Origin of the sequence: Micromonospora sp. NPDC049240 (assembly GCF_040647835.1) — a bacterium.
GTDB lineage: Bacteria > Actinomycetota > Actinomycetes > Mycobacteriales > Micromonosporaceae > Micromonospora.
The window spans coordinates 76,724-102,673 of sequence record NZ_JBEZCX010000004.1 but is presented as its reverse complement, the minus strand read 5'-3'; the positions used below and the strand labels follow the sequence as shown (position 1 = coordinate 102,673).

The 25,950-nt window shown below is 74.0% G+C and carries 21 protein-coding genes and 1 pseudogene; 12 read left to right on the top strand and 10 right to left on the bottom strand.

What is annotated here, in order from left to right; all coding sequences use genetic code 11:
* Nucleotides 1–36: 36 nt before the first annotated feature.
* The 3 genes and pseudogenes from AB0B02_RS07580 to AB0B02_RS07570 form a co-directional block, all read right to left on the bottom strand.
* Nucleotides 37–1,140 carry a substrate-binding domain-containing protein gene (locus AB0B02_RS07580; RefSeq protein ID WP_281938017.1) on the bottom strand — a complete coding sequence of 368 codons (1,104 nt, stop codon included), beginning with the start codon at nt 1,138–1,140 and terminating at the stop codon, nt 37–39.
* A gap of 187 nt (nt 1,141–1,327) precedes the next feature.
* Nucleotides 1,328–1,480, bottom strand: a pseudogene (locus AB0B02_RS07575) (Cys-tRNA(Pro) deacylase); the annotation flags it as partial.
* Between the two features lie 107 nt (nt 1,481–1,587).
* Nucleotides 1,588–2,814 carry a methyltransferase domain-containing protein gene (locus AB0B02_RS07570; RefSeq protein ID WP_357297897.1) on the bottom strand — a complete coding sequence of 409 codons (1,227 nt, stop codon included), beginning with the start codon at nt 2,812–2,814 and terminating at the stop codon, nt 1,588–1,590.
* Between the two features lie 255 nt (nt 2,815–3,069).
* Here AB0B02_RS07570 and groES point away from each other — a divergent pair, with 255 nt between their 5' ends.
* The 3 genes from groES to AB0B02_RS07555 all read left to right on the top strand — a co-directional run bounded on the left by groES (nt 3,070) and on the right by AB0B02_RS07555 (nt 6,848).
* Nucleotides 3,070–3,384, top strand: coding sequence for a co-chaperone GroES (gene groES / locus AB0B02_RS07565; RefSeq protein WP_088998427.1), 315 nt, complete (start codon nt 3,070–3,072; stop codon nt 3,382–3,384).
* Between the two features lie 70 nt (nt 3,385–3,454).
* Nucleotides 3,455–5,095, top strand: a complete 1,641-nt coding sequence (gene groL / locus AB0B02_RS07560) for a chaperonin GroEL (RefSeq protein WP_357297892.1) — start codon at nt 3,455–3,457, stop codon at nt 5,093–5,095.
* Between the two features lie 148 nt (nt 5,096–5,243).
* Nucleotides 5,244–6,848 carry a molybdopterin-dependent oxidoreductase gene (locus AB0B02_RS07555; protein WP_357297889.1) on the top strand — a complete coding sequence of 535 codons (1,605 nt, stop codon included), beginning with the start codon at nt 5,244–5,246 and terminating at the stop codon, nt 6,846–6,848.
* Between the two features lie 496 nt (nt 6,849–7,344).
* Here AB0B02_RS07555 and AB0B02_RS07550 read toward each other — a convergent pair whose 3' ends face one another.
* Entirely contained in the window at nt 7,345–7,728 is a 384-nt protein-coding gene (locus AB0B02_RS07550; RefSeq protein ID WP_281938009.1) for a WhiB family transcriptional regulator, read from the bottom strand.
* 251 nt (nt 7,729–7,979) lie between these two features.
* On the opposite strand from AB0B02_RS07550, the gene AB0B02_RS07545 reads away from it, so the two are divergent.
* A complete protein-coding gene (locus AB0B02_RS07545) occupies nt 7,980–8,786 on the top strand; it encodes a response regulator transcription factor (RefSeq protein ID WP_357297882.1) in 807 nt (268 codons plus the stop codon).
* 12 nt (nt 8,787–8,798) lie between these two features.
* Here the strand turns inward: AB0B02_RS07545 and AB0B02_RS07540 are convergent, their stop codons facing one another.
* Nucleotides 8,799–9,203: a DUF5319 domain-containing protein gene (locus AB0B02_RS07540; protein ID WP_281938005.1), complete on the bottom strand. Its 405-nt coding sequence runs from the start codon at nt 9,201–9,203 to the stop codon at nt 8,799–8,801.
* 197 nt (nt 9,204–9,400) lie between these two features.
* Between AB0B02_RS07540 and guaB the strand changes: the two genes are divergently transcribed.
* Genes guaB through AB0B02_RS07525 form a run of 3 tightly spaced genes read left to right on the top strand, consistent with a single transcriptional unit; the run spans nt 9,401 to nt 13,599 of the window.
* Nucleotides 9,401–10,963 carry an IMP dehydrogenase gene (guaB, locus tag AB0B02_RS07535; protein WP_281938003.1) on the top strand — a complete coding sequence of 521 codons (1,563 nt, stop codon included), beginning with the start codon at nt 9,401–9,403 and terminating at the stop codon, nt 10,961–10,963.
* Between the two features lie 36 nt (nt 10,964–10,999).
* Nucleotides 11,000–12,118 (top strand): GuaB3 family IMP dehydrogenase-related protein, encoded by a 1,119-nt coding sequence (locus AB0B02_RS07530; protein ID WP_281938001.1) that lies wholly within the window; start codon nt 11,000–11,002, stop codon nt 12,116–12,118.
* 26 nt (nt 12,119–12,144) lie between these two features.
* Nucleotides 12,145–13,599 (top strand): M1 family metallopeptidase, encoded by a 1,455-nt coding sequence (locus AB0B02_RS07525; protein ID WP_357297875.1) that lies wholly within the window; start codon nt 12,145–12,147, stop codon nt 13,597–13,599.
* A gap of 6 nt (nt 13,600–13,605) precedes the next feature.
* Here the strand turns inward: AB0B02_RS07525 and AB0B02_RS07520 are convergent, their stop codons facing one another.
* On the bottom strand, nt 13,606–14,706 hold the full coding sequence (locus AB0B02_RS07520; protein ID WP_357297871.1) for an LCP family protein: 1,101 nt from the start codon (nt 14,704–14,706) through the stop codon (nt 13,606–13,608).
* A 132-nt stretch (nt 14,707–14,838) separates the two neighbouring features.
* Between AB0B02_RS07520 and AB0B02_RS07515 the strand changes: the two genes are divergently transcribed.
* Both AB0B02_RS07515 and guaA read left to right on the top strand, forming a co-directional pair.
* Nucleotides 14,839–16,521 carry a GMC family oxidoreductase gene (locus tag AB0B02_RS07515; RefSeq protein WP_281937995.1) on the top strand — a complete coding sequence of 561 codons (1,683 nt, stop codon included), beginning with the start codon at nt 14,839–14,841 and terminating at the stop codon, nt 16,519–16,521.
* Nucleotides 16,522–16,640: 119 nt separating this feature from the next.
* Nucleotides 16,641–18,197 (top strand): glutamine-hydrolyzing GMP synthase, encoded by a 1,557-nt coding sequence (guaA, locus tag AB0B02_RS07510; protein ID WP_107158871.1) that lies wholly within the window; start codon nt 16,641–16,643, stop codon nt 18,195–18,197.
* A gap of 7 nt (nt 18,198–18,204) precedes the next feature.
* On the opposite strand, the gene AB0B02_RS07505 is transcribed toward guaA, so the two are convergent.
* Complete coding sequence (locus AB0B02_RS07505; protein ID WP_357297866.1) at nt 18,205–18,540, bottom strand: PspC domain-containing protein; 336 nt, start codon at nt 18,538–18,540, stop codon at nt 18,205–18,207.
* Between the two features lie 144 nt (nt 18,541–18,684).
* Between AB0B02_RS07505 and AB0B02_RS07500 the strand changes: the two genes are divergently transcribed.
* The 3 genes from AB0B02_RS07500 (at nt 18,685) to AB0B02_RS07490 (ending at nt 21,909) form a co-directional block, all read left to right on the top strand.
* The gene (locus AB0B02_RS07500) at nt 18,685–19,632 is read left to right on the top strand and encodes an NUDIX hydrolase (protein WP_281937990.1); all 948 of its coding nucleotides are present in this window, start codon (nt 18,685–18,687) and stop codon (nt 19,630–19,632) included.
* 117 nt (nt 19,633–19,749) lie between these two features.
* On the top strand, nt 19,750–20,652 hold the full coding sequence (locus AB0B02_RS07495) for an NUDIX domain-containing protein (RefSeq protein ID WP_357297862.1): 903 nt from the start codon (nt 19,750–19,752) through the stop codon (nt 20,650–20,652).
* A gap of 345 nt (nt 20,653–20,997) precedes the next feature.
* Nucleotides 20,998–21,909 carry a CDP-alcohol phosphatidyltransferase family protein gene (locus AB0B02_RS07490; protein WP_281937986.1) on the top strand — a complete coding sequence of 304 codons (912 nt, stop codon included), beginning with the start codon at nt 20,998–21,000 and terminating at the stop codon, nt 21,907–21,909.
* 71 nt (nt 21,910–21,980) lie between these two features.
* Here the strand turns inward: AB0B02_RS07490 and AB0B02_RS07485 are convergent, their stop codons facing one another.
* The 3 genes from AB0B02_RS07485 to AB0B02_RS07475 all read right to left on the bottom strand — a co-directional run bounded on the left by AB0B02_RS07485 (nt 21,981) and on the right by AB0B02_RS07475 (nt 25,909).
* On the bottom strand, nt 21,981–23,228 hold the full coding sequence (locus AB0B02_RS07485; RefSeq protein ID WP_357297859.1) for a phosphatidylserine decarboxylase: 1,248 nt from the start codon (nt 23,226–23,228) through the stop codon (nt 21,981–21,983).
* A 189-nt stretch (nt 23,229–23,417) separates the two neighbouring features.
* Nucleotides 23,418–23,957 (bottom strand): hypothetical protein, encoded by a 540-nt coding sequence (locus AB0B02_RS07480; protein ID WP_357298387.1) that lies wholly within the window; start codon nt 23,955–23,957, stop codon nt 23,418–23,420.
* Nucleotides 23,954–25,909, bottom strand: a complete 1,956-nt coding sequence (locus AB0B02_RS07475) for a PspC domain-containing protein (RefSeq protein WP_357297856.1) — start codon at nt 25,907–25,909, stop codon at nt 23,954–23,956. The genes AB0B02_RS07480 and AB0B02_RS07475 overlap by 4 nt, the downstream gene beginning before the upstream one ends.
* Between the last annotated feature and the right edge of the window lie 41 nt (nt 25,910–25,950).

Below are 25,950 nucleotides of genomic sequence, written 5' to 3'. Positions count from 1 at the left end.
TCCCGTGCCGGGCGGCGCCGCCTGAGGCGGGGTGGGTCAGCTCACGCCGGCGTCGGTGCAGAGCTTGGTGAACGCACCGGTGCAGAGCTCGTCCTTGGTGATGTAGCCGTCGGCCACGACGTCCTTGACGCTGTCCTTGTAGATGGCCTTCGGCTCCAGCAGCACGGCCGGCACGTCCCGGTTGCCCTCCGGGTCCTTGACGGTCTGGCCGGTGTCCTTCCGCTCGCCCTTGGCGAGTGCGATGGCCAGCTCGGAGGCGGCGTCCGCCTCCTTCTTGACGGCCTTGTAGACGGTCATGCACTGGTCACCGGCGAGGATGTTCTGCAGACCCTCCTTGGTGGCGTCCTGACCGGTCACCGGGACCTTGCCGTTGAGCTTGTTCTTCTTCAGCACCGAGATGGCCGCGTTGCCGAGACCGTCGTTGGCGGCCAGCACACCGTCGATCTTGCCGTTGGCCTTGGTGAGCTGCTGCTCGAAGATGGTGGCGGCCTGCGCGTTGTCCCACGCCGGCACCGAGTCGTCGGCGACCTTGGTGTACTCCTTCGAGTCGAACTTCGGCTTGAGCACCGAGTCGTACCCGTTCTTGAACAGGGTGGCGTTGTTGTCGGTCGGCGAGCCGTTGAGGTACGCGATCGACGGGTTCTTGGCGCCCTTGTCGGTCAGGCACTTGCTCAGGCCCTCGCCCTGGAGCTTGCCGACGGCCTCGTTGTCGAAGCTGACGTAGTACTGGGCGGAGCCGCCCAGGGTCAGCCGGTCGTAGTCGATCGTGGCGACGCCCTGCGACTTGGCCTTGTCGAGCACGGCCTTGCCGGTGCCGGAGTCCAGGTTGACGATCATCAGCACGTTCACGCCGTTGGTGATCATCTGGTCGGCGATGGTCTGGAACGCGGTCTTGTCGTTCTGCGCGTTCTGGATGTCGGACTCGACGCCGGCGGCGTCGAACGCCGCCTTGAGGAACTTGCGGTCCGCGCCCTCCCAGCGGGCGGAGGACTTGCTGTCCGGCAGGATCACGCCGATCTTCGGCTTCTTGTCGTTCGAACCGCCGGCCTTGTCGGAGGAATCGCCGCTGTCTCCACAGGCGGCCATGCTGCCGGTCGCGAGGAGACCGACGGCCGCGAAGGTGAGGAAGCCCTTGCGCATGTGCACGGGTCCTTTCGGGGGGTGGGGGAGTTGTTGACGGTGTTTTGTTGTGTCCGGCAACGTATTCCGCGCTTCCCGCGCTCCGCAAGAGTGCCGAGGTCAGAAGTTTGTTGGCGGCGGTAACAATTCAGCAACGCGGTTGTCACCCGGCGGACACCGGCTGCGGAAACGCTCCCAGTGTCCTGGTTCAGCCGGCCGCGATCGGGGCGGTCACGGCCCCGGTCAGCGCCACCAGATCGCCCGGTGCGAGTTGCACCTGGAGACCGCGGCGACCGGCCGAGACGTACACCGTCGGGTGTGCCAGCGCGGACGCGTCGACCACGGTCGGCAGCGCCCGGCGTGCGCGATCTTCCGCCTGGTCAGCAGCACGATCGCCGGAGTGCCCTGTCCCGCCATGACGGTCAAGCTAACCCGACCGCCGCCGGTCGGCGAGCCGGAACGGGCCGCTCAGCCGGAGGCCGGGCGGCCGATCAGCACGGTGGGTGCGCCGGCCACCCGGGTCAGTACCAGGCTGGCCGCCTCGTTGCCGGCCAGGCGCAGGTCACGGCGCAGCTTCTCCGGCTCCAGCGCCGAGCCCCGCTTCAGGATCTCCACCCGGCCGACCCGGCGCTCCCGCAGCAGGGCGCGCAGCCGCTTCAGCGAGAACGGCAGCACGTCGGTGATCTCCAGGCAGCGGGCGAACGGGGTGGGGTGTGCCGTGTCCGCGTACAGGTAGGCGATCGACGGGTCGGCGAGCGTGGCGCCCAGGTCGGCGGCCAGCTCCGCGACCAGGTGCGCGCGTACCACCGCCGGGTCGGGGTCGTACAGGAACCGCCGCACCGCGCCCACCTCCGCCTCGTCGGCGCCGGTGCCGGTGAGGTGGTGAGAGGGGGCCCCGTCTCTACCGGAGGCGTGAGAAGGGGGCCCGTCCTTCTCCTGGAGCAGGGTGGCGCGGCGGGGGACGCCGGCGAGCGGGCCGCACCAGAGGGCGGCCTCCACCAGGTCGCCGTCGACGCTCACCCACTCCGCCTCGGCGCCGGCCGGGATCAGCGCGTGGTCCAGGCCGGGCGCCACCTTGACCACGGTGCGCGGCACGCGCGCGGCCAGCCCGGTGACGAAGTCCCACGGCGGCGAGTAGGCGTTCGGGTCGAAGATGCGCCGCCCGGTGCCGGCCCGCCGCCGCGCCGGGTCGCAGAACGCCCCGTCGACCCGGGTCACGTCGAACGCGGTGGCGTCGCCGCACTCCACCGTGACCAGTCCGGCCAGCCCGGTGGCCTCGGCGTTCGCGGCGGCCATCGCGGCGGTGACCGGGTCGGCCTCCACCGCGTACACCCGGATGCCGGCGCGGGCCGCGGCGAGCGCGTCGGCGCCCAGCCCGCACCCGAGGTCGGCAAGCGTGGTCACGCCCGCGGCGCGCAGCCGGGCGGCCCGCCGGTCGGCGACCGCCCGGCGGGTGGCCTGCTCCAGCCCGGGGCGGGTGAGGAACATCCGGGCCGCCGCCGGGCCGAACTTGCCGACCGCCCGGCGGCGCAGCTCCGCCTGGGTCAGCGCCGCCGCCGCGAGCCCGCCCGGGATCCCGGCCGAGCGCAGCGCGGCGGCCGCCGCCAGCGGGTCGCCGCCGGCCACCCGCTCCGCCGCGGCGAGGGCGTCCGACCCCTCGGGGGTACGCAGCGCGATGAGCTGGTCGAGATCCATCCGCCCATTCTCCCGACCCGCTCCGGAGGCGACACGACGGGCGACGCGCTGGCACTCTCCTTGACGGAGTGCTAGCCGAGGAATAACCTGCGATTAGCACTCTCACCCTGAGGGTGCCAACGCCCGGGCCTGGTGCCCGAGCGTTGAACGCCAGGCGGACCGGCACCCGCGACGACGGCCCCGCCCGGTGGCATGTGGCAGATTGACGCCGGTCGGCGTGTCGACCGGCAACGACACCAAGTACCCCAGGAGGGTATGCCCGTGACTACCGCGACCAAGGTTGCGATCAAGCCGCTCGAGGACCGCATCGTGGTGCAGGCGAACGAGGCCGAGACCACCACCGCCTCGGGCATCGTGATCCCCGACACCGCCAAGGAGAAGCCGCAGGAGGGCACCGTCCTCGCTGTCGGCCCGGGCCGGATCGACGACAAGGGCAACCGCGTGCCGGTCGACGTGAAGGTCGGCGACACCGTCCTCTACTCGAAGTACGGCGGCACCGAGGTCAAGTACGCCGGCGAGGAGTACCTGGTGCTCTCCGCCCGCGACGTCCTCGCGGTCATCGAGAAGTAAGCAACCGATCAGTGTCGTTGCCCCGGTCCGGCTCGCCGGGCCGGGGCAACGTCGCTTCGAAGGGATACTGATGGCAAAGATCCTGAGCTTCTCGGATGACGCCCGGCACCTGCTCGAGCACGGTGTCAACGCCCTCGCGAACGCGGTCAAGGTCACCCTCGGCCCACGCGGGCGCAACGTCGTCCTGGACAAGAAGTTCGGTGCGCCCACGATCACCAACGACGGCGTGACCATCGCTAAGGAGATCGAGCTCACCAACCCGTACGAGAACCTCGGTGCGCAGCTGGTCAAGGAGGTGGCGACCAAGACCAACGACGTCGCCGGCGACGGGACCACCACCGCCACCGTGCTGGCCCAGGCCATGGTCCGGGAGGGCCTGCGCAACGTGGCCGCCGGCACCAACCCGACCGGCCTGAAGCGGGGCATCGACGCGGCGGCCGCCAAGGTCTCCGAGGCGCTGCTCGGCAAGGCCGTCGAGGTCGCCAGCAAGGAGTCGATCGCGCACGTCGCGACCATCTCCGCGCAGGACGCCACGATCGGCGAGCTGATCGCCGAGGCGATGGAGCGGGTCGGCCGCGACGGTGTGATCACCGTCGAGGAGGGCTCCGCGCTCACCACCGAGCTGGAGGTGACCGAGGGTCTCCAGTTCGACAAGGGCTTCATCTCGCCGAACTTCGTCACCGACGTGGAGGGGCAGGAGGCGGTCCTGGAGGACCCGTACATCCTGATCACCACGCAGAAGATCTCGGCCATCGAGGAGCTGCTGCCGCTGCTGGAGAAGGTCCTCCAGAACAGCAAGCCGCTGCTCATCATCGCCGAGGACGTCGAGGGTCAGGCGCTGTCCACCCTGGTGGTCAACGCCATCCGCAAGACCGTCAAGGTCTGCGCGGTGAAGGCCCCCGGGTTCGGCGACCGTCGCAAGGCGATGCTGCAGGACATGGCGATCCTGACCGGCGCCGAGCTGGTCGCCCCGGAGCTGGGCTACAAGCTCGACCAGGTCGGCCTGGAGGTGCTCGGCACCGCCCGCCGCGTCGTGGTCGACAAGGAGAACACCACCGTCGTCGACGGCGGCGGCCAGTCCGCCGAGGTCGCCGACCGGGTCGCCCAGATCCGCAAGGAGATCGAGGCCTCGGACTCCGAGTGGGACCGGGAGAAGCTGGCCGAGCGGCTGGCGAAGCTCTCCGGCGGCATCGCGGTGATCAAGGTCGGCGCGGCCACCGAGGTCGAGATGAAGGAGCGCAAGCACCGCATCGAGGACGCCATCGCCGCGACCAAGGCCGCGGTCGAGGAGGGTACGGTCCCGGGCGGCGGCGCCGCGCTGGCCCAGATCCTGCCGGTGCTCGACGACGACCTGGGCTTCACCGGTGAGGAGAAGGTCGGCGTCTCGATCGTGCGCAAGGCGCTCGTCGAGCCGCTGCGCTGGATCGCCCAGAACGCCGGCCACGACGGTTACGTGGTGGTGCAGAAGGTCATCGGCCAGGAGTGGGGCCACGGCCTCGACGCCGCCACCGGCGAGTACGTCGACCTGGCCAAGTCCGGCATCCTCGACCCGGTGAAGGTGACCCGGAACGCGGTCACCAACGCCGCGTCGATCGCCGGCCTGCTGCTCACCACCGAGGGTCTGGTGGTGGAGAAGCCGGCCGAGGCGGAGCCGGCCGCCGGCGGTGGCCACGGCCACGGCCACGGCCACCAGCACGGCCCGGGCTTCTGACCCGAGGAGTACGCCCCACGTCAGGGCACACCGCCGAGCCGGCGGTGTGCCCTGACGCCTGTTCGGGCCGCTGACGTCGCGGCCGTATCGCTTACGGAACGCTGACGGAATTGGCGGCCGGCCCGACCGGTCGACCAGACTGGGCCGGGTGAGCACGATCTCCCGCCGCCACGCGGCAGTGTCCGGTGTCGTCGCCGCCGTGGTGGCGCTCGGCGTCGCCGAGCCGGTGGCCGTCCTGACCGGTCCCCGGTCCGCCCCGCTGATCGCCGTCGGCGGCCTCGTGGTCGACCTGGTGCCCGAGCCGCTCAAGCAGTTCGCCATCGACGTCTTCGGCACGTACGACAAGATCGCCCTGCTGGTCGGGACGGCGCTGCTGCTGGCCGGTTTCGCGGCGCTGCTCGGCCTGGCGGCGGCCCGACGGCTGGTGGCCGGCCTGGCCGGCATCGCCGCGTTCGCCGTGCTCGGTGTCGTCGCCGCGCTGACCCGGGCCGGCGCGGACGCGTTCGACGCGCTGCCCGCCCTGGTCGGCGGCGCGTTCGGCGGGCTCACGCTCTGGGCCTTCGTGGCCGGCCCGCTGCGACCGGACCGCGGCCCGGCGGCCACCCTGCCGCAGTCTCCGGTGGCCGCCGCGCTCGCGCGTGAGGAGGACGACCCGGGCGGTTGGGAGCCGCTGGAGCGCGGGGACCTGGAGTCGCGTCGCCGGTTCCTGCGCGGCGCCGGCCTGCTGACCGGTGCGGCGGCGGTGGCCGGGCTGGGTGGCCACTGGCTGGCCGGGCGGCGGGGCGTCTCGGCGGCCCGGCAGGCGGTGACGTTGCCCGCCCCGGCCGCGCCCGCCCCGCCGGTGCCGGCCGGCGCGGACCTGTCCCTGCCCCGGCTGGCCCCCTACGTCACGCCGAACCGGGAGTTCTACCGGATCGACACCGCCCTGGTGGTCCCGCAGGTGGATCCGGTCACCTGGAAGCTGCGCATCCACGGCCGGGTCCGTAACCCGATCGAGTTGAGCTTCGACGACCTGCTGGCCCGGCCGATGGTGGAGCGTTACGTGACGCTGGCCTGTGTCTCCAACGAGGTGGGCGGCGATCTGATCGGCAACGCCCGCTGGCTCGGGGTGCCGCTCAAGGAGCTGCTGGACGAGGCGGACCCGGAGGAGGGGGCGGACCAGGTGGTCGGCCGCGCGGTCGACGGCTGGACCTGCGGCACCCCCACGTCCGTGTTGCGCGATGGCCGGGACGCGCTGCTCGCGGTTGGGATGAACGGCGAGCCGCTGCCGATCGAGCACGGCTTCCCGGTCCGGATGGTGGTGCCCGGCCTCTACGGGTACGTCTCGGCGTGCAAGTGGCTGACCGAGCTGGAGCTGACCAGCTTCGCCGACTTCGACGCGTACTGGGTGCCGCGCGGCTGGTCCGCCCAGGGGCCGGTCAAGACGCAGTCCCGGATCGACACGCCCCGTGCCCGCAGCCGTCCGGCCGCCGGCCCGGTGACGGTCGCCGGGGTGGCGTGGGCGCAGCACCGGGGCGTCCGCCGCGTCGAGGTACGCGTCGACGACGGCCCCTGGCGGGAGGCGACGCTGGCCCCGGCCGTGTCGTCGGACACCTGGGTCCAGTGGTCGTGGCGCTGGGACGCCACCCCGGGCGAGCACCGCCTCCAGGTGCGCGCCACCGACGCGGCCGGCGAGACGCAGCCGGAGCAGCGCAGCCCGGTGGCCCCGGACGGCGCGACCGGCTGGCACACCGTCCCGGTGACCGTCGCCTGACCGCCGGCTGCTGGGGTCACCCGGTTCCACGGCATGGCGGACCGGCGGGTGGACCGGCGGGGTGGCCGGACCAACCCGGGGTGAAGGCCGTCGTCATGGCTGCCTACCAACTTGATGGCGCGAACGGTTCAGCGGTCGATGGTCGGCCGGTTGACCGGTGTGCTGCCCCGACCGGCCAGCCCTTACCGTCCGCCGCGCCGGCGAGCGCGACGAGGGCCCGGCGAGCGCGTCGAACCAGTGTGGCGGCGGCCGTTCCCGCGTGAGTTGTCGACGCGTTGAAGTTTGCAGGCGTCGGACAGCGCTGTCGGCCGTCGCGGCACGATCGGCGGCTACCGACCGGCGGCGCGGCGACCGGCGGCGCGGCGACCGGTTCGCGCGGCGACCGGTTCCGCGAGACGGGCGGTGCCGAGAAGCGGTGACGGTCCGGCACGCGTCGGCGCGAACGAAACGCCGCCGCGCCCCGAGGTGCGGGGCGCGGCGGCGGGAAGTGCGAGGGTCAGGCGACCTTGCGCTGGTCCGGAACGGCGGTCTTGTGCGGCCGGCCGAGGCGGGCCTCGAGGCGGGCGATGTCGACCCGGGCCTGCCGGCGGTCGGCCAGGTCCTCCCAGCCGAGGGCGAGCAGCCGCAGCCGCTCGGACTCGCTGAAGCCGCCCCAGACGCCGTACGGCTCGCGGACGGCGAGGGCGTGCGCGGCGCACTCGGCGCGCACCGGGCAGGCGCGGCAGACCGTCTTCGCGCCGGTCTCGCGGCGCATGCGGGACGAGCCGCGCTCGCCGTCCGGGTGGAAGAACTGGGCGCTGTCGCGGCCCCGGCACGCGCCGAGCCGCTGCCAGTCCCAGAGGTCGACGATGGGTCCAGGCAGCCTACGTACGTTCGACATCAGCACCCCTCCTCCCGCGCGGCACCGCGGAGAATGTTGTGGCCAGCTACCGGGCGGCGGTCCGCGCGGGATGCCGGTTCCGGATGAACCAGTCGGTACCCGAGCCGTCCCCGGCTCACACATCTGTGATCGAAAACCTCGGACAGTCGATGTCATATGCCCCATCTGTCGGAAAAGTTCGGATGATTGCTCGGAACCCCCTCCCGACCCCACCCGCACGTGGTCTGCTCTGAGTCGGAGAGGAGACCACAGTGCGTAGCGTTCTGATCTGCGTTCGGACCCCATTGGCGGCCCAGAATCTGACCTCCGCGGCGGCGCGGCTGGGGCTGTCCGGCGCCGTCCGGACGGCCGTCTCCGATCCCGAGGTGATGTTGCGGCTCGCCGAGCGTCCGGTCGACGTCGTGCTGGCCGACACCGCCCTGACCCGGCCGGACAGCGCCGGGTTCGTGCGGCGGGTGCTCGCCCGCGCGCCCCAGGCCGCGGTGCTGCTGCTCGGCGCCGAGGAGTCGGAGTCGGCGGCGGCCACCATCAGTGCCGGGGCGCGGGGTCTGATCCAGAACGCCGACCACGACCTGACCAGCGCGGTGGCGAAGGCGCTGCTGCTGCTCTCCGCCCCGGGACGGGCGAACCGGCACCGGGTGGCCGACACCGCCCGGGACGCGGCGGCGGTCGGCGGACCGACCCGGCCGGCGGCGCCGGGGCGTACCCCGGGTGGGCCGGGCTGGCCGGCGACGGACCCCGCGGGCCTGCCCACGATGGTGCCGGTCCAGCGTGGGGAGGACGCCAACGACCCGGCGGCGGAGGGGGCGGAGACGCCCCCGCCGGGCCCCGGCCAGCGCCCGGCGCGGACCCCGCGCAGCGCGATCGGGCTCACCGAGCGCGAGCTTCAGGTGCTGCTCGGCATGGCGGAGGGCAAGAGCAACGCGGAGATCGGGCGGGAGTTGTTCGTCTCCGAGGACACCGTCAAGACGCACGCCCGGCGGCTGTTCCGCAAGCTCGGCGCGCGGGACCGGGCGCACGCCGTGGCCGCCGGTTTCCGGGCCGGCCTGGTCGCCTGAGCCCGGCCGGGTTCACTCCGACGCGGCGTCGTCCGTGCCCTCGGTGAGCGTGTCGTGCACGCCGTCCGCGTAGCCGCGGGCGTAGTCCCAGCTCACGTAGTGGTCGGGGTCGGGGTCGTAGGCCGGCTCGTGCACCCGGGGCCGCCCCGAGTTCAGCAGGTGGCGCAGGTTGCCCCGGAGCAGGTCCCAGTCGAAGTAGTGCGGCTCGCGGCAGTCCTCGCACTCGATCACCAGGCCACGCACCCCGATCGGCTGGAGCAGGGCCTGGTAGATCTCCAGATCGGCCAGATCCTCCAGCACGTCCTGGCGCTCGACCTCGGTCAGCGGGTCGAGCGCGTCCTCCTCGCCGGAGTCGTGCAGGCCGGCAGCCGGATCGGCCGGGTCGCCGTTGAACGGGTCGATGGGCTCGTCGTGCACCCCCTCACCGTAGACCCCGCGCCGCCGGAAAGCCCGCCCCCCGCCCCGCTGTGGCCCGGCCTACCCCGGGCCCGCCGCTGCCCGGGGCGGACCGGGCCAATGGGTACGATGAGGCGACGCGCCGTCACACCGGTGCGCGCCGGCGTCCGCGCGCGCCGCCTCGCTGCAGCCCGTTCGACCAGCTCAGGGGAGCAATCGTGGAGAATTCGCCCAGCACCGAGAACCCGGCCGGCCCCGACGGCGGCGAGTTGGGCGGTCATCTGCCCGAGTTGCCGGCCGGTTCCGCCCGGGTGGTGCCGCTCGGGCTGACCTTCGACGACGTGCTCCTCCAGCCGGGCGAGTCGGACGTGGTGCCCAGCCGGGTGAACACCCGGACCCGGCTCACCCGCAACATCGAGCTGACCGTGCCGCTGCTCTCCAGCGCGATGGACACCGTCACCGAGGGCCGGATGGCGATCGCCATGGCCCGGCAGGGCGGCATCGGCGTGCTGCACCGCAACCTCTCCGTCGAGGACCAGGCGCTCCAGGTCGACCTGGTCAAGCGCTCCGAGTCCGGCATGATCACCAACCCGGTGACCGCCAGCCCGGACGACACGCTCCGCGACGTCGACGCGCTCTGCGGCCGTTACCGCATCTCCGGGGTGCCGGTGGTCGACGGGCAGGGCCAGCTCGTCGGCATCGTGACCAACCGCGACATGCGCTTCGTCTCCGACCCGGCCACGCCGGTCCGCGACATCATGACCCGCACCCCGCTGATCACCGCGCCGGTCGGCGTGAGCAAGGACGACGCGCTCGACCTGCTGCGCCGCCACAAGGTGGAGAAGCTGCCGATCGTGGACGGCACCGGCGCGTTGCGGGGCCTGATCACGGTCAAGGACTTCACCAAGAGCGAGCAGTACCCGAACGCCACCAAGGACGAGGCGGGCCGCCTCCGGGTCGCCGCCGCGGTCGGCGTGGGCGAGGACGGCTACAAGCGGGCCCGCGCGCTCGTCGACGCCGGCGTCGACGTGGTCATCGTGGACACCGCGCACGGCCACCAGCGGGCCGTGCTGGAGATGGTCGCCCGGCTCAAGCGGGACGTGACCATCGACATCGTGGGCGGCAACATCGCCACGTACGCGGGCGCGAAGGCGCTCGTCGAGGCCGGCGCCGACGGCGTCAAGGTGGGCGTGGGGCCCGGCGCCATCTGCACCACCCGGATCGTGGCCGGGGTGGGCGTGCCGCAGGTCACCGCGATCATGGAGGCGGCCCGGGCCGCCCGGCCGGCCGGCGTGCCGGTGATCGGCGACGGCGGCATCCAGTATTCCGGCGACATCGCCAAGGCGCTGGTGGCCGGCGCCGACACGGTGATGCTCGGCAGCCTGCTGGCCGGCTGCGAGGAGAGCCCCGGTGAGCTGATCTTCATCAACGGCAAGCAGTACAAGGCGTACCGGGGGATGGGCTCGCTCGGCGCGATGCAGTCGCGCGGTCAGGGCAAGTCGTACTCCAAGGACCGCTACTTCCAGCAGGACGTGATGGCCGAGGACAAGCTGGTCCCCGAGGGCGTCGAGGGCCAGGTGCCCTACCGCGGCCCGCTCGCCCAGGTCGCCCACCAGCTCACCGGCGGCCTGCGCGCCGCGATGGGCTACGTGGGCGCCGAGAGCATCCCGGAGCTGCACCGACGTGGCCAGCTCATCCGGATCACCGCGGCGGGGCTGAAGGAGAGCCACCCGCACGACATCCAGATGACCGTCGAGGCACCCAACTACCACTCCCGCTGACCTCTCCCTCCACCCCCGAACACACCTGGAGTCCCCATGCGTGACGTGGTCGAGATCGGGCTGGGCAAGACCGCGCAGCGCGGTTACCACCTGGACGACATCGCCATCGTGCCGAGCCGCCGAACCCGGGACGTCGACGACGTCTCCACCGCGTGGCAGCTCGACGCCTACCCGTTCGGCATCCCCTGCGTCGCGCACCCCTCGGACGCGACCATGAGCCCGGCCTCCGCGGTGCGCCTCGGTGAGCTGGGCGGCCTCGGTGTGCTCAACGTCGAGGGCCTCTGGACCCGCTACGAGAACCCGGCCAAGATCCTGGAGGAACTGGCCGGCCTCGGCGAGGACGCCCGGGCCACCAAGCGGCTCCAGGAGGTCTACGCCGAGCCGATCCGCCCCGACCTGATCGCCGAGCGGGTCCGCGAGCTGCGCGAGGGCGGCGGCACGGTGGCCGTCCGGGTCTCGCCGCAGCACACCCTGGCGCTGGCCCCGGTGATCCTGGACGCCGGCGTGGACATCCTGGTCATCCAGGGCACCCTGGTCTCCGCCGAGCACGTCTCCACCACCGACGAGCCGCTGAACCTCAAGGAGTTCATCGCCGACCTCGACCTGCCGGTCATCGTCGGTGGCTGCACCGACTACAAGACCGCGCTGCACCTGATGCGTACCGGCGCGGCCGGCGTGATCGTGGGCATCGGCGGCGACGACTGGTCGACCACCGAGTCGGTGCTCGGCATCCGGGTGCCGATGGCCACCGCGATCGCCGACGCCGCCGCGGCCCGCCGTGACTACCTGGACGAGACCGGCGGCCGGTACGTCCACCTGATCGCCGACGGCGACATGCAGACCTCCGGCGACATCGCCAAGGCGCTCGGCTGCGGCGCGGACGCGGTGATGCTCGGCGAGCCGCTCTCGCTCTGCGAGGAGGCCCCGGCCGGCGGCGCCTGGTGGCACTCCGCGGCCAGTCACCCGTCGCTGCCCCGGGGCGCGTTCGAGGTGGCCGGCGAGCCGATCGGCTCGATGGAGCGGCTGCTGTTCGGCCCGGCCGACGAGCCGGACGGGCAGCTCAACCTCTTCGGCGGCCTGCGCCGCGCGATGGCCAAGTGCGGCTACCGCGACCTCAAGGAGTTCCAGAAGGTCGGCCTGGTCCTGGACCGCTGAGCAGGCATTCGAAAGGGATCGGGACGATGACGCGGCGCCGCGGACGACGAGGGCTCGGGCTGCTGGCCTGCGGGACGCTGCTGCTGGCCGGCTGCGGACCGGCCGAACCCGACCGGGGCGCCGCGACGACCGCGCCCGGTCCCACGGCCGCCCGGAGCTTCGCGCCCGGCGCGGCCGGCGTCGGCGACAGCTACTTCCCGAGCTACGGCAACGGCGGCTACGACGTCGCGAACTACACCATCAAGGTGCGCTACGACCCGGAGACGGACAAGCTCACCGGCACCACCACGGTGCGGGCCACCGCGACCGCCGACCTGTCCGCGTTCAACCTGGACCTGGCCGGGCTGACCGTCCGCTCGGTCACCGTGGACGGCGCCGCCGCCCGGCACGCCCGCACCGACGACGAACTGGTCGTCACGCCGGCCACCGGGCTCACCACCGGCAACGGCTTCGTCACCGAGATCCGGTACGACGGCAAGCCGACGCCGCTGCGTACCGAGGCGCTCGGCGAGGGCGGTTGGCTGCACACCGCCGACGGGGCGATCGCGCTCGGCCAGCCGGAGTCGGCGAGCACCTGGTTCCCGGTCAACGACCACCCGTCGGACAAGGCCACCTACGACGTCGACATCACCGTGCCGAAGGGGCTGACGGCGGTCGGCAACGGCGTGCCGAAGGGGAGGTCGACGGCCGGCGACTGGACCACCTGGCGCTGGTCGGAGACCTCGCCGATGGCCAGTTACCTGACCACCGTGGCGATCGGGAAGTTCCGGGTCACCACCGCCGAGCACAAGGGCCGGCCGGTCTTCAGCGCGGTCACCACGCAGTTGCCCGAGGGCGCGCCGGACCGCTCGATCGCCCGTACCGTCGAGGTCGCCGACTACCTGGAGAGCCTGTTCGGGCCGTACCCGTTCGACGCGTACGGGGGTGTGGTGGTCGCCGACTCCCGGATCCGGTACGCGCTGGAGACGCAGAGCCGGCCGGTCTACTCGGCCGGCTTCTTCCGGCAGGGCGACAACACCGAGGTCGTGGCGCACGAACTGGCCCACCAGTGGTACGGCGACAGCGTCTCCATCCAGCGCTGGCAGGACATCTGGCTCAACGAGGGGCTGGCCACGTACGCCGAGTGGCTCTGGGCCGAGCACAGCGGGTCCTCGACCGTGCAGCGCACGTTCGAGCAGAAGTACGCGGGCGCCTCCGCCCAGGTGTGGCGGACGCCGCCGGGCCGGCCGGGGGTGGAGAACCTGTTCGGCGGCTCGGTCTACGACCGCGGTGCGATGACCGTGCACGCGCTGCGGATCGCGGTGGGCGACACCAAGTTCTTCAGTATCCTGCGGACCTGGGCGGCCGAGCGGAAGAACGGCAACGCCACCACCGCGGACTTCGTGGCGCTGGCGGAGCGGGTGGCCGGGAAGCAGCTCGACAAGGTCTTCGACGCGTGGCTGTTCGGCACCGAGCGCCCGCCGCTGCCGAAATCCAGGTGAGGCGCGTCAGGTCCGGACGCGCAGCGACGGGTGGGCGGCCAGGAACGCGTCGGCCTTGCCGCCGCGCAACGCGGTGAGGAAGTCGCGGCCCAGCGGCTGGAGCTGCTCGCCGCGGTACGCGCCGCCGCTGCCCACCCCGGTGCCGGGGAGCCCGACCAGCGTGATCCGGTCCGTCGGCATCCCGCCCAGCGCGTACGCGAAGTCGACCAGCTTCCGGCCGCCGCCGACGTACACCACGGTTTTGCCGAGCGCGGCGACGACCTGCTCGACCCGCTGCGGGTCGCGGGCCGTGCCCTGGTCGAGGAGCTTGCCGGCGAGCGCGCGGAGCAGTTGCTGCTGGTGCCGCTGCCGGGTGTAGTCGCCGCCGGCGGTGTAGCGCTGCCGCGCGTAGTCGAGCGCCTGCCAGCCGACCAGGTGCCGCTGGCCCTTCTGGTAGACCATCTGCGGCCCGGTGTACCCGCCGCCGCCCAGCGGGCGCATCGTCCCGTCCGGCCGGCGGTGCCGGGAGGCGACCTTCTGGTCGACGTAGAGGTCGACGCCCCCGAGCGTGTCCACCAGCTTGTCGAAGCCGCCGAACGTGATCACCGCGCCGGCGTCGATGCGCAGCCCGGTGTAGCGGGCGACCGTGGCCCGCAGCAGGTCGTACCCCTGGGCGGTGCTGGGGTGGGCCTTGTCGCCGGGCACCCGGCTGCCGTAGCTCATCGCGTGGGTGAGCTTGGTCCTCCCGCCCGGGTAGCGGGCCTTCGGGTAGGCGGGGATGTCGACGACCAGGTCGCGGGGGAGTGAGAACAGGTACGCCCGGTCCAGCCCGGCGGGCACGTGCAGCACCAGCACGGCGTCGGCGTGCGGCTCCCAGCCGGGGATGCTGACCCGGGTGTCCACGCCGACGAGCATCAGGTTGAGCGGGCCGGTCAGGTCGGCGCCGGGCGGCGGGGTCGGGCTGCCGGTGGTCGGCGCCGGCGTGGGCGCGTCGGGCGGTGAGGTGGCCGGCGCGGCGGCCGGGGTCGGCGTGTGGTGCCCGGTCAGTCGGGTGGCCGCCACCGCCCCGCCGGCGACCAGCAGTGCCGCCACCAGGGCGGCCAGGCCCAGCAGGCGTCGTCTCGTCACGGTTGTTTCCTCTCCCCGTGTGTTCGACGCGTCCGGGGGCGCCGACGGTTGCACCGGCGGCCGGAAGCGCTCTGCATGATCTGCGAAAAACGCGTGCTGGCGCCATAGCTACCCGTCGGTAATGATGCGTGCATGCGCTACGACGTGGTCGTCATCGGTTCGGGTTTCGGCGGCAGCGTCACCGCGCTGCGGCTGGCCGAGAAGGGCTACTCGGTGGGCGTCCTGGAGGCCGGCCGCCGCTTCGCCGACGAGGAGTTCCCGCGTACGTCCTGGCAGGCGCGACGGTTCCTGTGGGCGCCGCGACTCGGCTGCTTCGGGCTGCAGCGGATCACGCTGCTCCGCTCCGCCGACCGGAAGGCCGGCGGCGGCGTGCTGGTGCTCTCCGGCGCCGGGGTGGGCGGCGGCTCGCTGGTCTACGCGAACACGCTCTACGAGCCGCTGGACGCGTTCTACGCCGACCCGCAGTGGCGGGACATCACCGACTGGCGCGACGAGTTGGCCCGCCACTACGACCAGGCGAAGCGGATGCTCGGCGTGACCACGTACCCGATCGACACCGGCGCGGACCGGGCCATGCGGGCGGTGGCCGAGCGGATGGGCGTGGCGCACACGTTCCACCCGACGCCGGTCGGCGTGCACATCGGCCGCCCGGGCCAGCGGGTGCCCGACCCGTACTTCGGCGGGGTGGGGCCGGACCGCACCGGGTGCAGCCACTGCGGGTCGTGCATGACCGGCTGCCGGCACGGCGCGAAGAACACGCTTGTCAAGAACTACCTCTGGCTGGCCGAGCGGCTCGGCGTGCAGGTCCACCCGCTGACCACGGTGACCGCGGTACGCCCCGACCCGGCCGGCGGCTACGTGGTGCACACCGCGCGCACCGGAGCCTGGCTGCGCAAGCGCCGCGCGGTGATCCACGCCGACCAGGTGGTCTTCGCGGCCGGCGCGCTCGGCACCCAGCGGTTGCTGCACGAGATGAAGGCGACCGGCGCGCTGCCGGCGCTCTCGCCCCGGCTGGGCGAGCTGACCCGGACCAACTCGGAGGCGATCCTCGGCGCCTCGGTGGGTTCGGGCGCGGCCCGGCGGCGCGGTCTGGACTTCTCGGCGGGGGTGGCGATCACCAGTTCGTTCCACCCCGATCCGCAGACCCACATCGAGCCGGTCCGTTACGGCAAGGGCTCCAACGCGATGGGGCTGCTCCAGTCGTTGCTCGTCGACGGCGGGCCGCACCGGGTCCGGCGGTGGCTGGGCAGCATCGTCCGGCAGCCGGGGCTGGCGGCCCGGATGCTGTCCGTCCGTGGCTGGTCCGAGCGCACCGTGATCGCGCTTGTCATGCAGTCGGTCGACAACTCGCTGACCACCCGCTGGCGGGGCCGCCGGCTGGTCAGCGGGCCGGGTCACGGCGCGGCCAACCCGACCTGGATCCCGGCCGGCAACGAGGCGGTCCGGCTGCTCGCCGAGGAGATCGACGGCACCCCGGGCGGCGCGGTGACCGAGCCGTTCAACATCCCGATGACCGCGCACATCCTCGGCGGCGCGGTGATCGGCGCCACCCCGGCCGACGGCGTCGTCGACCCCTGGCACCGGGTGTACGGCCATCCGGGGCTGCACGTGGTGGACGGCGCGGCGGTCTCGGCGAACCTGGGCGTCAACCCGTCGCTGACGATCACCGCGCAGGCGGAGCGGGCGATGTCGTTCTGGCCCAACAAGGGCGACCCCGACCCCCGTCCCGCACCCGGCTCCCCGTACACCCGCGTGCCCCCCGTCCCCCCGCGCCGGCCGGCGGTCCCCCCGCACGCCCCCGCCGCGTTGCGGTGAAAGGAGGGGCCCCTTCCTAACGCCTCCGGTAGAGGCAGGGGCCCCTGTTGACACATTCGAGGCGCGACACCGCCGGGGCGCGTCCGGCGGCCCGGTGACTGTCGGTAGGCTTTGCGCACATGAGCACGCCTCGCCCCGTCCTCGTGGTGGACTTCGGAGCCCAGTACGCCCAGCTCATCGCGCGCCGCGTCCGCGAGGCGAAGGTCTACTCGGAGATCGTCCCGCATTCCATGCCGGTGTCCGAGATGCTGGCGAAGAACCCGGCCGCGATCATCCTGTCCGGCGGCCCGTCCAGCGTCTACGCCCCGGGCGCCCCGCAGATCGACGCCGGGATGTTCGACACCGACGTGCCGGTCTTCGGCATCTGCTACGGCTTCCAGGCGATGGCCCAGGCGCTCGGCGGCACGGTCTCGCGCACCGGCAACCGGGAGTACGGCGGCACCCCGCTGCGCCCGCGCCTGACCGAGCCCGGTGTGCTGCTCCGCGACCTGCCGGCCGACCTGCCGGTGTGGATGAGCCACGGCGACTGCGTGACCGAGGCGCCGGCCGGCTTCACGGTGACCGCCGAGTCGGCGGGGGCCCCGGTGGCCGCGTTCGAGGACCTGGCCGGTCGCCGGGCCGGCGTGCAGTTCCACCCCGAGGTGGGGCACACCGCGCACGGTCAGGAGATGCTGACCCGCTTCCTGTACGACATCGCCGGCGTGGCCCCGACCTGGACGCCGGAGAACATCATCGACGAGCAGGTCGCCCGCATCCGCGAGCAGGTCGGTGACAAGGAGGTCATCTGCGGCCTGTCCGGCGGCGTCGACTCGGCGGTCGCGGCGGCGCTCGTGCACCGGGCCGTGGGCGACCAGCTCACCTGCGTCTTCGTCGACCACGGGCTGCTGCGGGCCGGCGAGGCCGAGCAGGTGGAGAAGGACTACGTGGCGGCGACCGGGATCAGGCTCAAGGTGGTCGACGCGCGGGAGCGGTTCCTCGGCGCGCTCGCCGGGGTGACCGATCCGGAACAGAAGCGGAAGATCATCGGCCGCGAGTTCATCCGGGTCTTCGAGGCCGCCGCCCGGGAGATCGCCGCCCACGGCGACGTGGAGTTCCTCGTGCAGGGCACGCTCTACCCGGACGTGGTGGAGTCCGGCGGCGGCACCGGCACCGCCAACATCAAGAGCCACCACAACGTCGGCGGCCTGCCCGAGGACCTGAAGTTCTCCCTGGTCGAGCCGCTGCGCACGCTGTTCAAGGACGAGGTCCGCACGATCGGCCTGGAGCTGGGCCTGCCCGAGGCGATGGTCTGGCGGCACCCGTTCCCCGGCCCGGGCCTGGCCATCCGGATCATCGGCGCGGTCGACGAGGAGCGCCTCGCCGTGCTCCGCAAGGCCGACCTGATCGCCCGGCAGGAGCTGACCGCCGCCGGCCTGGACCGGGGCGTCTGGCAGTTCCCGGTGGTGCTGCTGGCCGACGTGCGCAGCGTCGGCGTGCAGGGCGACGGGCGCACCTACGGGCATCCGGTGGTGCTTCGCCCGGTCTCCAGCGAGGACGCGATGACCGCCGACTGGTCCCGGCTGCCCTACGAGGTGGTGGCCCGGATCTCCACCCGGATCACCAACGAGGTCGCCGAGGTCAACCGCGTGGTGCTGGACGTGACAAGCAAGCCGCCGGGCACCATCGAGTGGGAGTGACGCCGGGTCAGGCGGCGGGCGGCGGCCCGGCCTGCGAGCCCGGCCCGGCCTGCGAGCCCGGCCCGGCCGGCGGGACCGGCGGCCAGCCGGGCGCGGTGCCCGGGGGGTGCGGCCAGGCGGGCGCGCCGGCCGGCTCCTCCGGCATCAGGAACCACATGATCGGGTACGCGAGCGCGGCCAGCCCGCCGGTGAGCACGGTGGCGACCGCGAAGGCCACCCGGACCAGCGTGGGGTCGACGGCGAAGTAGCGGCCGAGGCCGCTGGCCACACCGGCGACCATGCGGTCGCTCACCGGCCGGCGGAGCTGCTTGTACGGGGGCTGGAAGGGGTTCGTGGAGGTCATGTGTCCACGGTTGCGCGGCGGACGGCGGGCGACCTCGGTGACCGCCCGGACACTTACCCTGACCTGTCCCTGAGGCGCCAGCAGAGAGTCAGGAATCTGACTCTTTTCGATGGAGGTAACGGCCGCCGGGGAGAATTTGCTCCCGTGACCACCTCGCTGGAGCCGCTGCGCAGGATCGCGGCATACGCAGTTTGTGCTGATTCGAACGGCCGAGTGTTGCTGGTCCGCGCATCGGAGCGCTCCGGCACCCCCGGCACCTGGTCGCTCCCCGGAGGGGCGGTCGACCACGGTGAGGACCCCAAGCACACAGTCGTCCGGGAGACCGCGGCCGAGACCGGGCTCTCCGTCGCCGTCGCCGGCCTCCAGGACGTGCTGGCCGACATGCGGGCGTTGCCCGAGCGGCACATCACGATCCACACCGACCGCCTGCTCTACACCGTGTCGGTGCGGGGCGGGACGCTCACCGAGCGGGTCGACCGCCCCACCGACCTGGCCCGCTGGTTCACCCTCGACGAGGCCCGCGGGCTGCCGCTGCGGTCGTTCACCGCGCGTGCCCTGGGGCTGCCCACCTCCTCGCACGACGTGGTGCCGGAGGAGGTCCCCGAGTTCCCCTCGTTCTACGCCGTCCCCGGCCCGGACGGGCTGCACCGGGCGCAGCGCTTCGCCGCGTACGCGGTGGTGACCGACCCGGAGGAGCGGGTGCTGCTGACCCGCGTCTCCGACGGCTATCCGGGCGCCGGCTGCTGGCATCTGCCCGGCGGCGGCACCGACTACGGCGAGCAGCCCGCCGCGGCGCTGATCCGGGAGTTGGTCGAGGAGACCGGGCAGACCGGCCGCCTCGTCGAGCTGCTCGGAGTGGCCAGCCACCGGGACGCCGCCTCGCTCGGCCCGGAGGGCTACCCGATCGACTGGCACGGCGTCCGCGCCTTCTACCGGGTGGTCGTGGACCAGCCCGCCCCGCCCACCGTGGCGGACGTCGGCGGCTCCACGTGCGAGGCCCGCTGGTTCCGGCGCGAGGAACTCGGCGCTCTCCCCACCGACCGCCTCACCGAGGTCACCGCCGAGGCCGTCCAGGCCGCCCACCTCATCTGACCCCACCCCGCCCACCGCCCTCCCGCGTCGATGATCATGAGGTTGCCGGGACGAAATGTCCGTCCCGGGGCCGCTAACCTCATGATCGACGCTGGAACGGGTCGGGGAGGGTGCGGGGTGGAGCGGTGGCGGCGGGTGGGGGCCTACGGGGTTCTCCGGGACGCGGCGGGGCGGGTGCTGCTCGCGCGGGGTGCGGCCGGGGGCCCGTACCCGGGGGTGTGGCAGTTGCCCGGCGGTGCGGTCGCGCACGCCGAGCACCCGGCCGACGCCGTGGTGCGCGGGTTCGCCGCGGAGACCGGGCTGACCGTGGCGGTCGGCACGGTCCGCGCTGCGGTCGCCGACGTGGCCCTCTCCCAGGCCGACGCGGTGGCGGTGCACACCGACCGGCTGGTCTTCGAGGTCGAGGCCCGGGGCGGACGGCCGCGGCCCGAGCCGGCCGGCGGCAGCGACGAGCTGGGCTGGTTCACCCCGGACGAGGCCGCCGGCCGGCTGCTGATGCCGTTCACCGCCGAACTGCTCGGCCTGCCCGTGTCGCCGCTGCCGGCCGACCTGCCCCGGGCGCTGCCGGCCGCGCCGGCCACCGACCGCCGGCAGCGTTTCGCCGCGTACGGGCTGGTCACCGACCCGGACGACCGGGTGCTGCTCACCATGATCGCCCCCGGCTATCCGGGCGCCGGCAAATGGCACCTGCCCGGCGGCGGCACCGACCACGGCGAGCAGCCGGCCGCCGGGCTGCTCCGCGAGCTGGTCGAGGAGGCCGGGCAACTGGGCCGCGTGGTCGAGTTGCTGGCGGTGGACAACCTGCACACGCCCGCCGCGCTCGGCCCGGAGGGCCGCCCGCTGGACTGGCACGGCATCCGGGTGATCTACCGGGTCCGGGTGGACGCGCCGACCGAGGCGGTGGTGACCGAACTGGCCGGCGGTTCCACCGCCCGGGCCGCCTGGTTCACCCGACCGCAGGTGGCCGGTCTGTCGATGACCGAGGTGGCGGTCCGGGCCACCCGGCGCGGAGTGAGCTGAACCGCTCACCGAGCCGCCCTGGGCCACCTCCGGTACAGTCAGGAAGAGGGATGACGGAGAGAAAAGGGCGTTGCGGCCCGAGATGGGAATAACTGAGCGGTTAGTGCGGTTGAGGCAGATATAAGTACCGCCGGCAGCTATCGCCAAGCCCCCGTCCCCTGTGCAATGGTGTACTCCGCAAATGGGCTGCCGGGCCCGAAAGGTCCGGCACGAGACAGCCGGACACCCGCCCCGACGTGGGCGGCCAGCCGATCCGGTGATGGAGGAAACGTGCCGAGAGCCCCATGGCGCCGGCGTCGTACTACTGACAGTCCGCGCCCCGCAGGGCGTCGCTGGGCGGGCCGGTTGCGCCGCAGCAGCACGTTCGCCCGCCAGGTGCTGTTGGTCCGGGTGGGCCGCCGGGACGGCCTGGCCGGCCCCGGGACCGACCTGGTCACCCGCGACCGCCGCTACGCCGACCGCCAGCGTCTCCGCTACGGCCGGTTCGACGCCGACGTCGAAGCGGTACGCCCGATCAGCCCGGCGCTCGTCCCGGCCGCGCCGGTCGACGAGTCCCCGGCCATGTCGATCCCGCTGCTGCCCGGCGAGCGCACCGCCGCCCGGCGCGCCAAGTTCGCGCTGGTCAACGCGTGCACCCTGAGCAGCCTCATGCTCGGCATGCTGGCCATCTTCCTGGCCATGCAGGGCGAGGTGCGGCTCGCCGCGGTCTGCCTGATCGCGTGTGTCGCGTTCGACGGCCTCGACGGCGCCCTGGCCCGCAAGCTCGGCGTGGCCAGCCCGTTCGGCGCGCAGATGGACTCGCTTGCCGACATGTGCTCGTTCGGCCTCGCCGCGCCGGTGGTGGTCTACGCCTCACTGGCCGGCTCGGTGCCGCCGGCCGCCGCCGCGGTCGCCTGCGCCCTGGTCGCGGCGTGCGCGGCCATCCGGCTCGCCCGGTTCAACGTCTCGCCGAAGGACGGCCGGTTCTTCTGCGGCGTGCCGACCACGATGGCGGCGATGGTGCTCGCCCTGACCGTGGCGATCGGCGTGCCGGTCCCCGGCCTGGTCATGGTCGCCGGCGTGGCGCTGCTCGCCTTCGCGATGGTGTCCAGCTTCCCCTACGCCAAGCTCGCCCGGCTGCTGAAGCTGCCGCCGTGGCTCTGGGTGGCCCCGGTGGTCGGCGCGCTCGTCGACATCCGGCTCACCTTCGCCCTCGTGGTGGTGGGTTACCTGGCCAGCGGCCCGCTGCTCTGGCTGCACCAGCGCCGCGCCGCCTGACACGCGTCACCTAACGCCGAAAGGGGCGCCGCTCGCGAGAGCGGCGCCCCTTTTCGTACGTCGCGGGCGGGTCAGCGCCAGCGGGCGATGACCGTCGACCCGCCGATCACCTTGTCGCCGGGGCCGACCAGCGGGTCCGCGGCGTCGACCGGCAGGTAGACGTCGGTGCGTGAGCCGAACCGGATCAGACCGAAGCGCTCGCCCTTCGCCAGCAGCGAGCCGACCGGTGCCCGCTGCACGATACGGCGCGCGATCAGGCCGGTGCGCTGCGCCACGATCACCGTGCCGTGGTCGGTGTCCAACACCGTGTACGCCGCCACGTTGTGCTCGGCGTCCGGCTTCATGGCGTTGACGAACCCGCCGTCGGCGACGAAGTAGTCGACCACCTTGCCGGCCACCGGAGCCCGGTTGACGTGCACGTCCAGCACCGACAGGAAGACCGCGACCCGCAGCCACTCGCCGTCGCCGAAGCGCTCGTCGGTGAGCCGTTGCACGGACAGGACCTGGCCGTCCGCGGAGGCGACCACGGCCGACGGGTCCTCCGGGACGTCCCGCTGCGGGTCCCGGAAGAACGCGGCCACCGGCGCCGCGGCCAACGCCGGCACCAGCCAGAGCTTGGACTTCGGCCGGGCGGCCCGGGCCAGGGCGGCCAGGCCGAGCGTGATGCCGGCGGCGGCCACCCCGTTGGAGTCGATGTGCATCTGCCGGGTCACCGGCACGCTCGACGGCCGGTACGCCGGCGACAGCGAGGCCGCCAGCGCGGCCGGCGCCGGGGTGAGGCGCAGGTGGTGCACGCGGACCGGCGGGGAGTTGCGCAGCACCACGTCGGTGCGGACACCGTGCAGCACGCCCTGCCGCTCCAGCTCGGGGCCGGCGCCCTCGGTGCGGAACAGCGGCGCGGCGACGCTGAGCACCGCGCCGTCGGCCAGGTACTTGGACAGGCCGTCCACCGCGGCACGGGCCTCCTCGGCGGTGCCGGTGAACGGCTCGGCGACGAACACCACCGCGGCGGCCTCCGCCTCGGTGAGCGTGTCGACCACGCGTACCCGGTCGGCGACCCAGCGGCCCTGGGCCGTCACGTGCTCGCGGAGCGCCGTCGCCGCGGCGCCCTCCGCCGGCACCACGACCAGCCGGTCGCCCGGGAGCAGCGCCTCGATCGCCGCGGCCAGCACCGCGGACTCCGGGGTCGCGCCGACCAGCAGTCCGGTCTTCGGGTCGTTACGCCGGGCGAACTCGCTGACGAGCGTGCGGGCGGCGCGCTCGCCGAGGCGGACCGCACCGGACGGACCGGTGACACGCACGGCGGGGGACTGGGTCATGTCGGACGAGCTCCTGACGCGGTAGGGACGGACGGGGGCCGCTGCGGCGACGCGACCGGCCGGCCGGCCGGCCGGCCGGGGCGGAACGGGAGCGTCGGGCGTGGTCGGGGCGGCCCGGACCGGACGGCGGAGGGGAGGTCTCCCTCGACCCAGCATAGGCCGCGCCCGCGGGCCGCCGCACCGGCGCGGTCAGGCCGGCGGCTCCCCGGGGGTACGCCGTCCGGCCGGTGGCGCGACGGCCCCCGGGTCGACCGCGGGCAGCTCGCGGGTGGCCGGCCCGGACCGGTTCTCCGGTTCGGCGGTGGTCGGTTCCCCGGTCGCCGGTCCGGCCGCTGACCGGCCCGGCCCGTGTTCGGCCGGCAGGTCCTCCCGGGCCGGCGCCGGCACCTCGGTCACCGCGTCGGTGGCCCACTCGTCGGCCCGCTCGGCAGCCGGGCCGTCGCCGGCCGGGGTGCCGTCCCGGTACGGCGCGGCCACCGTCGTCTCCGCCCCGCCCGGCTGCCCGTACCGGTCGGGCTGAGCCGGTGCCGCCGGCCGGTCCGGGCCGCGGACCGAGCGCAGCGCGCCGACCAGGCCGAGCAACCCGATCACGACCAGCCCGCCGGCCAGGAACCAGCCCACCGGGGGCACGTCCAGCCCGAGGATCCGGGCCAGCAGCCACCAGAGGGCGAGCCCGAGGAAGACAAGTCCGAAGGCGAACGACACGATGTCCGTACGGTGGGCCTTCACCGGGTCACCTCCAGATTGCCGGCGTTCACGTGGACGTAGAGACGCAGCTTGCCCCCGCCGGGGCCGTCCGCGCCGGCGTCGGTGCTCTCCCAGCGGCGACCGCTGAGCCCGCCGGTGTGCCGGCCGAAGACGGTGGCGTCACCGGCGTTCACGTCGGCCACCGTGGTCACGTCCACGTTCGCCGGCACGACCACCGTCGCGTTGCCGAGGTTCACGTCCACGGTCACCTGGATGTCCTGCTTGTCGAAGTCGATGGCCCGCAGGTCGAGCACCGCGTCACCGAGGTTGTTCTCGTACCGGTCGGCCAGGTCGCGGCGGTCGGTCGGGGCCCAGGTGACGTTGCCGTCGATGCCGCGCACCCGGTCGTAGGACTCGGCGACGGTGGCGACGCCGAGCGCCGCCGCCGTCACCAGACCGAGAGCGATCAGCCAGCGGGCGCGGCCGAACCAGGTGCCCACGAGCAGCCCCAGGCCGATGGTGGCCAGCGCCGCGGCGAAGTAGCCGGCCGCGCCGACCGGGAACACGCCGAGCAGGTCGAGCATCGCCACCAGGCCCAGCGCCAGGAAGATCAGCGAGAACGTGATCGCACCGAGCGGGGAGCGTTCCTTCGGCCGCTTCGGCGGGCGGGGCGGTCGGACCGGCGCCGGGGCGGGGGGCGACCCGGCGTACGGGCCGTGCGGGGCGAACGGCGGACGGTAGCCGCCCGGCGGCAGCGGCGCGCCCATCGGGGCGGGCGGGGGCACGGCGGTCGGCCCGCCGAGCGGCGCGCCGGTGGTCGGTGCGGCGGGCCAGCTCGGGGCCGCGCCGGTGCCGGTGTCACCGGCCGGTGACGTCACCGTGGGCAACGTGGCGGTCACCGGCTCGGACCGGACCGGTCGGGTGCCGGCCGCGGCGGGCCAACCCGGGGCGGGCAGCGGCGCGGTCGGGTAGCCGGCCCCGGCCCCGGTGGCCGGTGCGGGCGGGTATCCGGGTCGGGCGTGACCGGGCGGCGTGGCCGGGTAGCCGGAGAACGGGGCAGCCGGGTAGCCGGGTTCGGCGTGGACGGGCGGGTAGCCGGGCTCGGCGTCCGCGTGCGGTGCGGCGGGGTGGCCCGGCTCGGTCCGGGCGGACGCGCTGACCGGGTCGCCGGCTGCGGGCCGGGCGGCCGGTGGGGAGCCGGCCCCGGGCGGGCCGGCCGGCCAACCCGGCGTGACCTCGACCGGTTCGTCGGTCCGGGACGCGGCGCCGGCTCCGGCCGGCGGCGCGTACCCGGCGGGTCCGGCCGGCCACGGCGGGACGGGCGGCGGCGGCCCGGATCCGGCGGGCGGACCGGCCCAGGAGGCAGCGGGTGGCGCGGGGAACGGCCCGCCGGACGGCGGCACCGGACCGGGGTACGCGCCGGCCCGGGGCGCGGGCCCGCGCTGGTCGCGATTGAGCATCAGCGCGCCGCCGATCAGGATCACGGCCCCGAGCAGGATGGCCCGGAAGCCGTCGGTGACGACGTACGCGAAGCCGACCGCGACCACGATGCCGAGCACGATGACGGTGACCGGGGACATGCTGGAGCGGCCCCGGCCGAGCATCGACTCCACGGGTGAGGCGGTGTCGCCCTCCCCGGGGATGATCAGCCACGCGGCGACGTAGACCAGGATGCCGATGCCGCCGAAGAAGCCGAGCACGGCCAGCAGGACGCGCCACAGCACCGGGTCGGTGTTGGTGGCCCGGCCGATGGCGGCGCACACCCCGGCCAGGTAGCGGCCCTCCCGAGGGCGGACCAGCCCGTACCGGGTGGTGAAGCCGGCGGCGCCGGGCGGTGGGGCGTACCCGCCGGGGGGTGGATCGGCGAACGGCGCGCCGCCGCCGGGCGGCGGGGGCCTGTCGTCGTCGGTGGGGGCCGGCCCCGGCGGGGGCGGCGGTGGATCGTCCTGTGCTGCCGCCCAGGGGCGGGGCGGACGGGCAGCGTCCTCGGTCATGCCTCCGATAGTGCTGCCCCGGCCGCCCGGACGACCTCCGG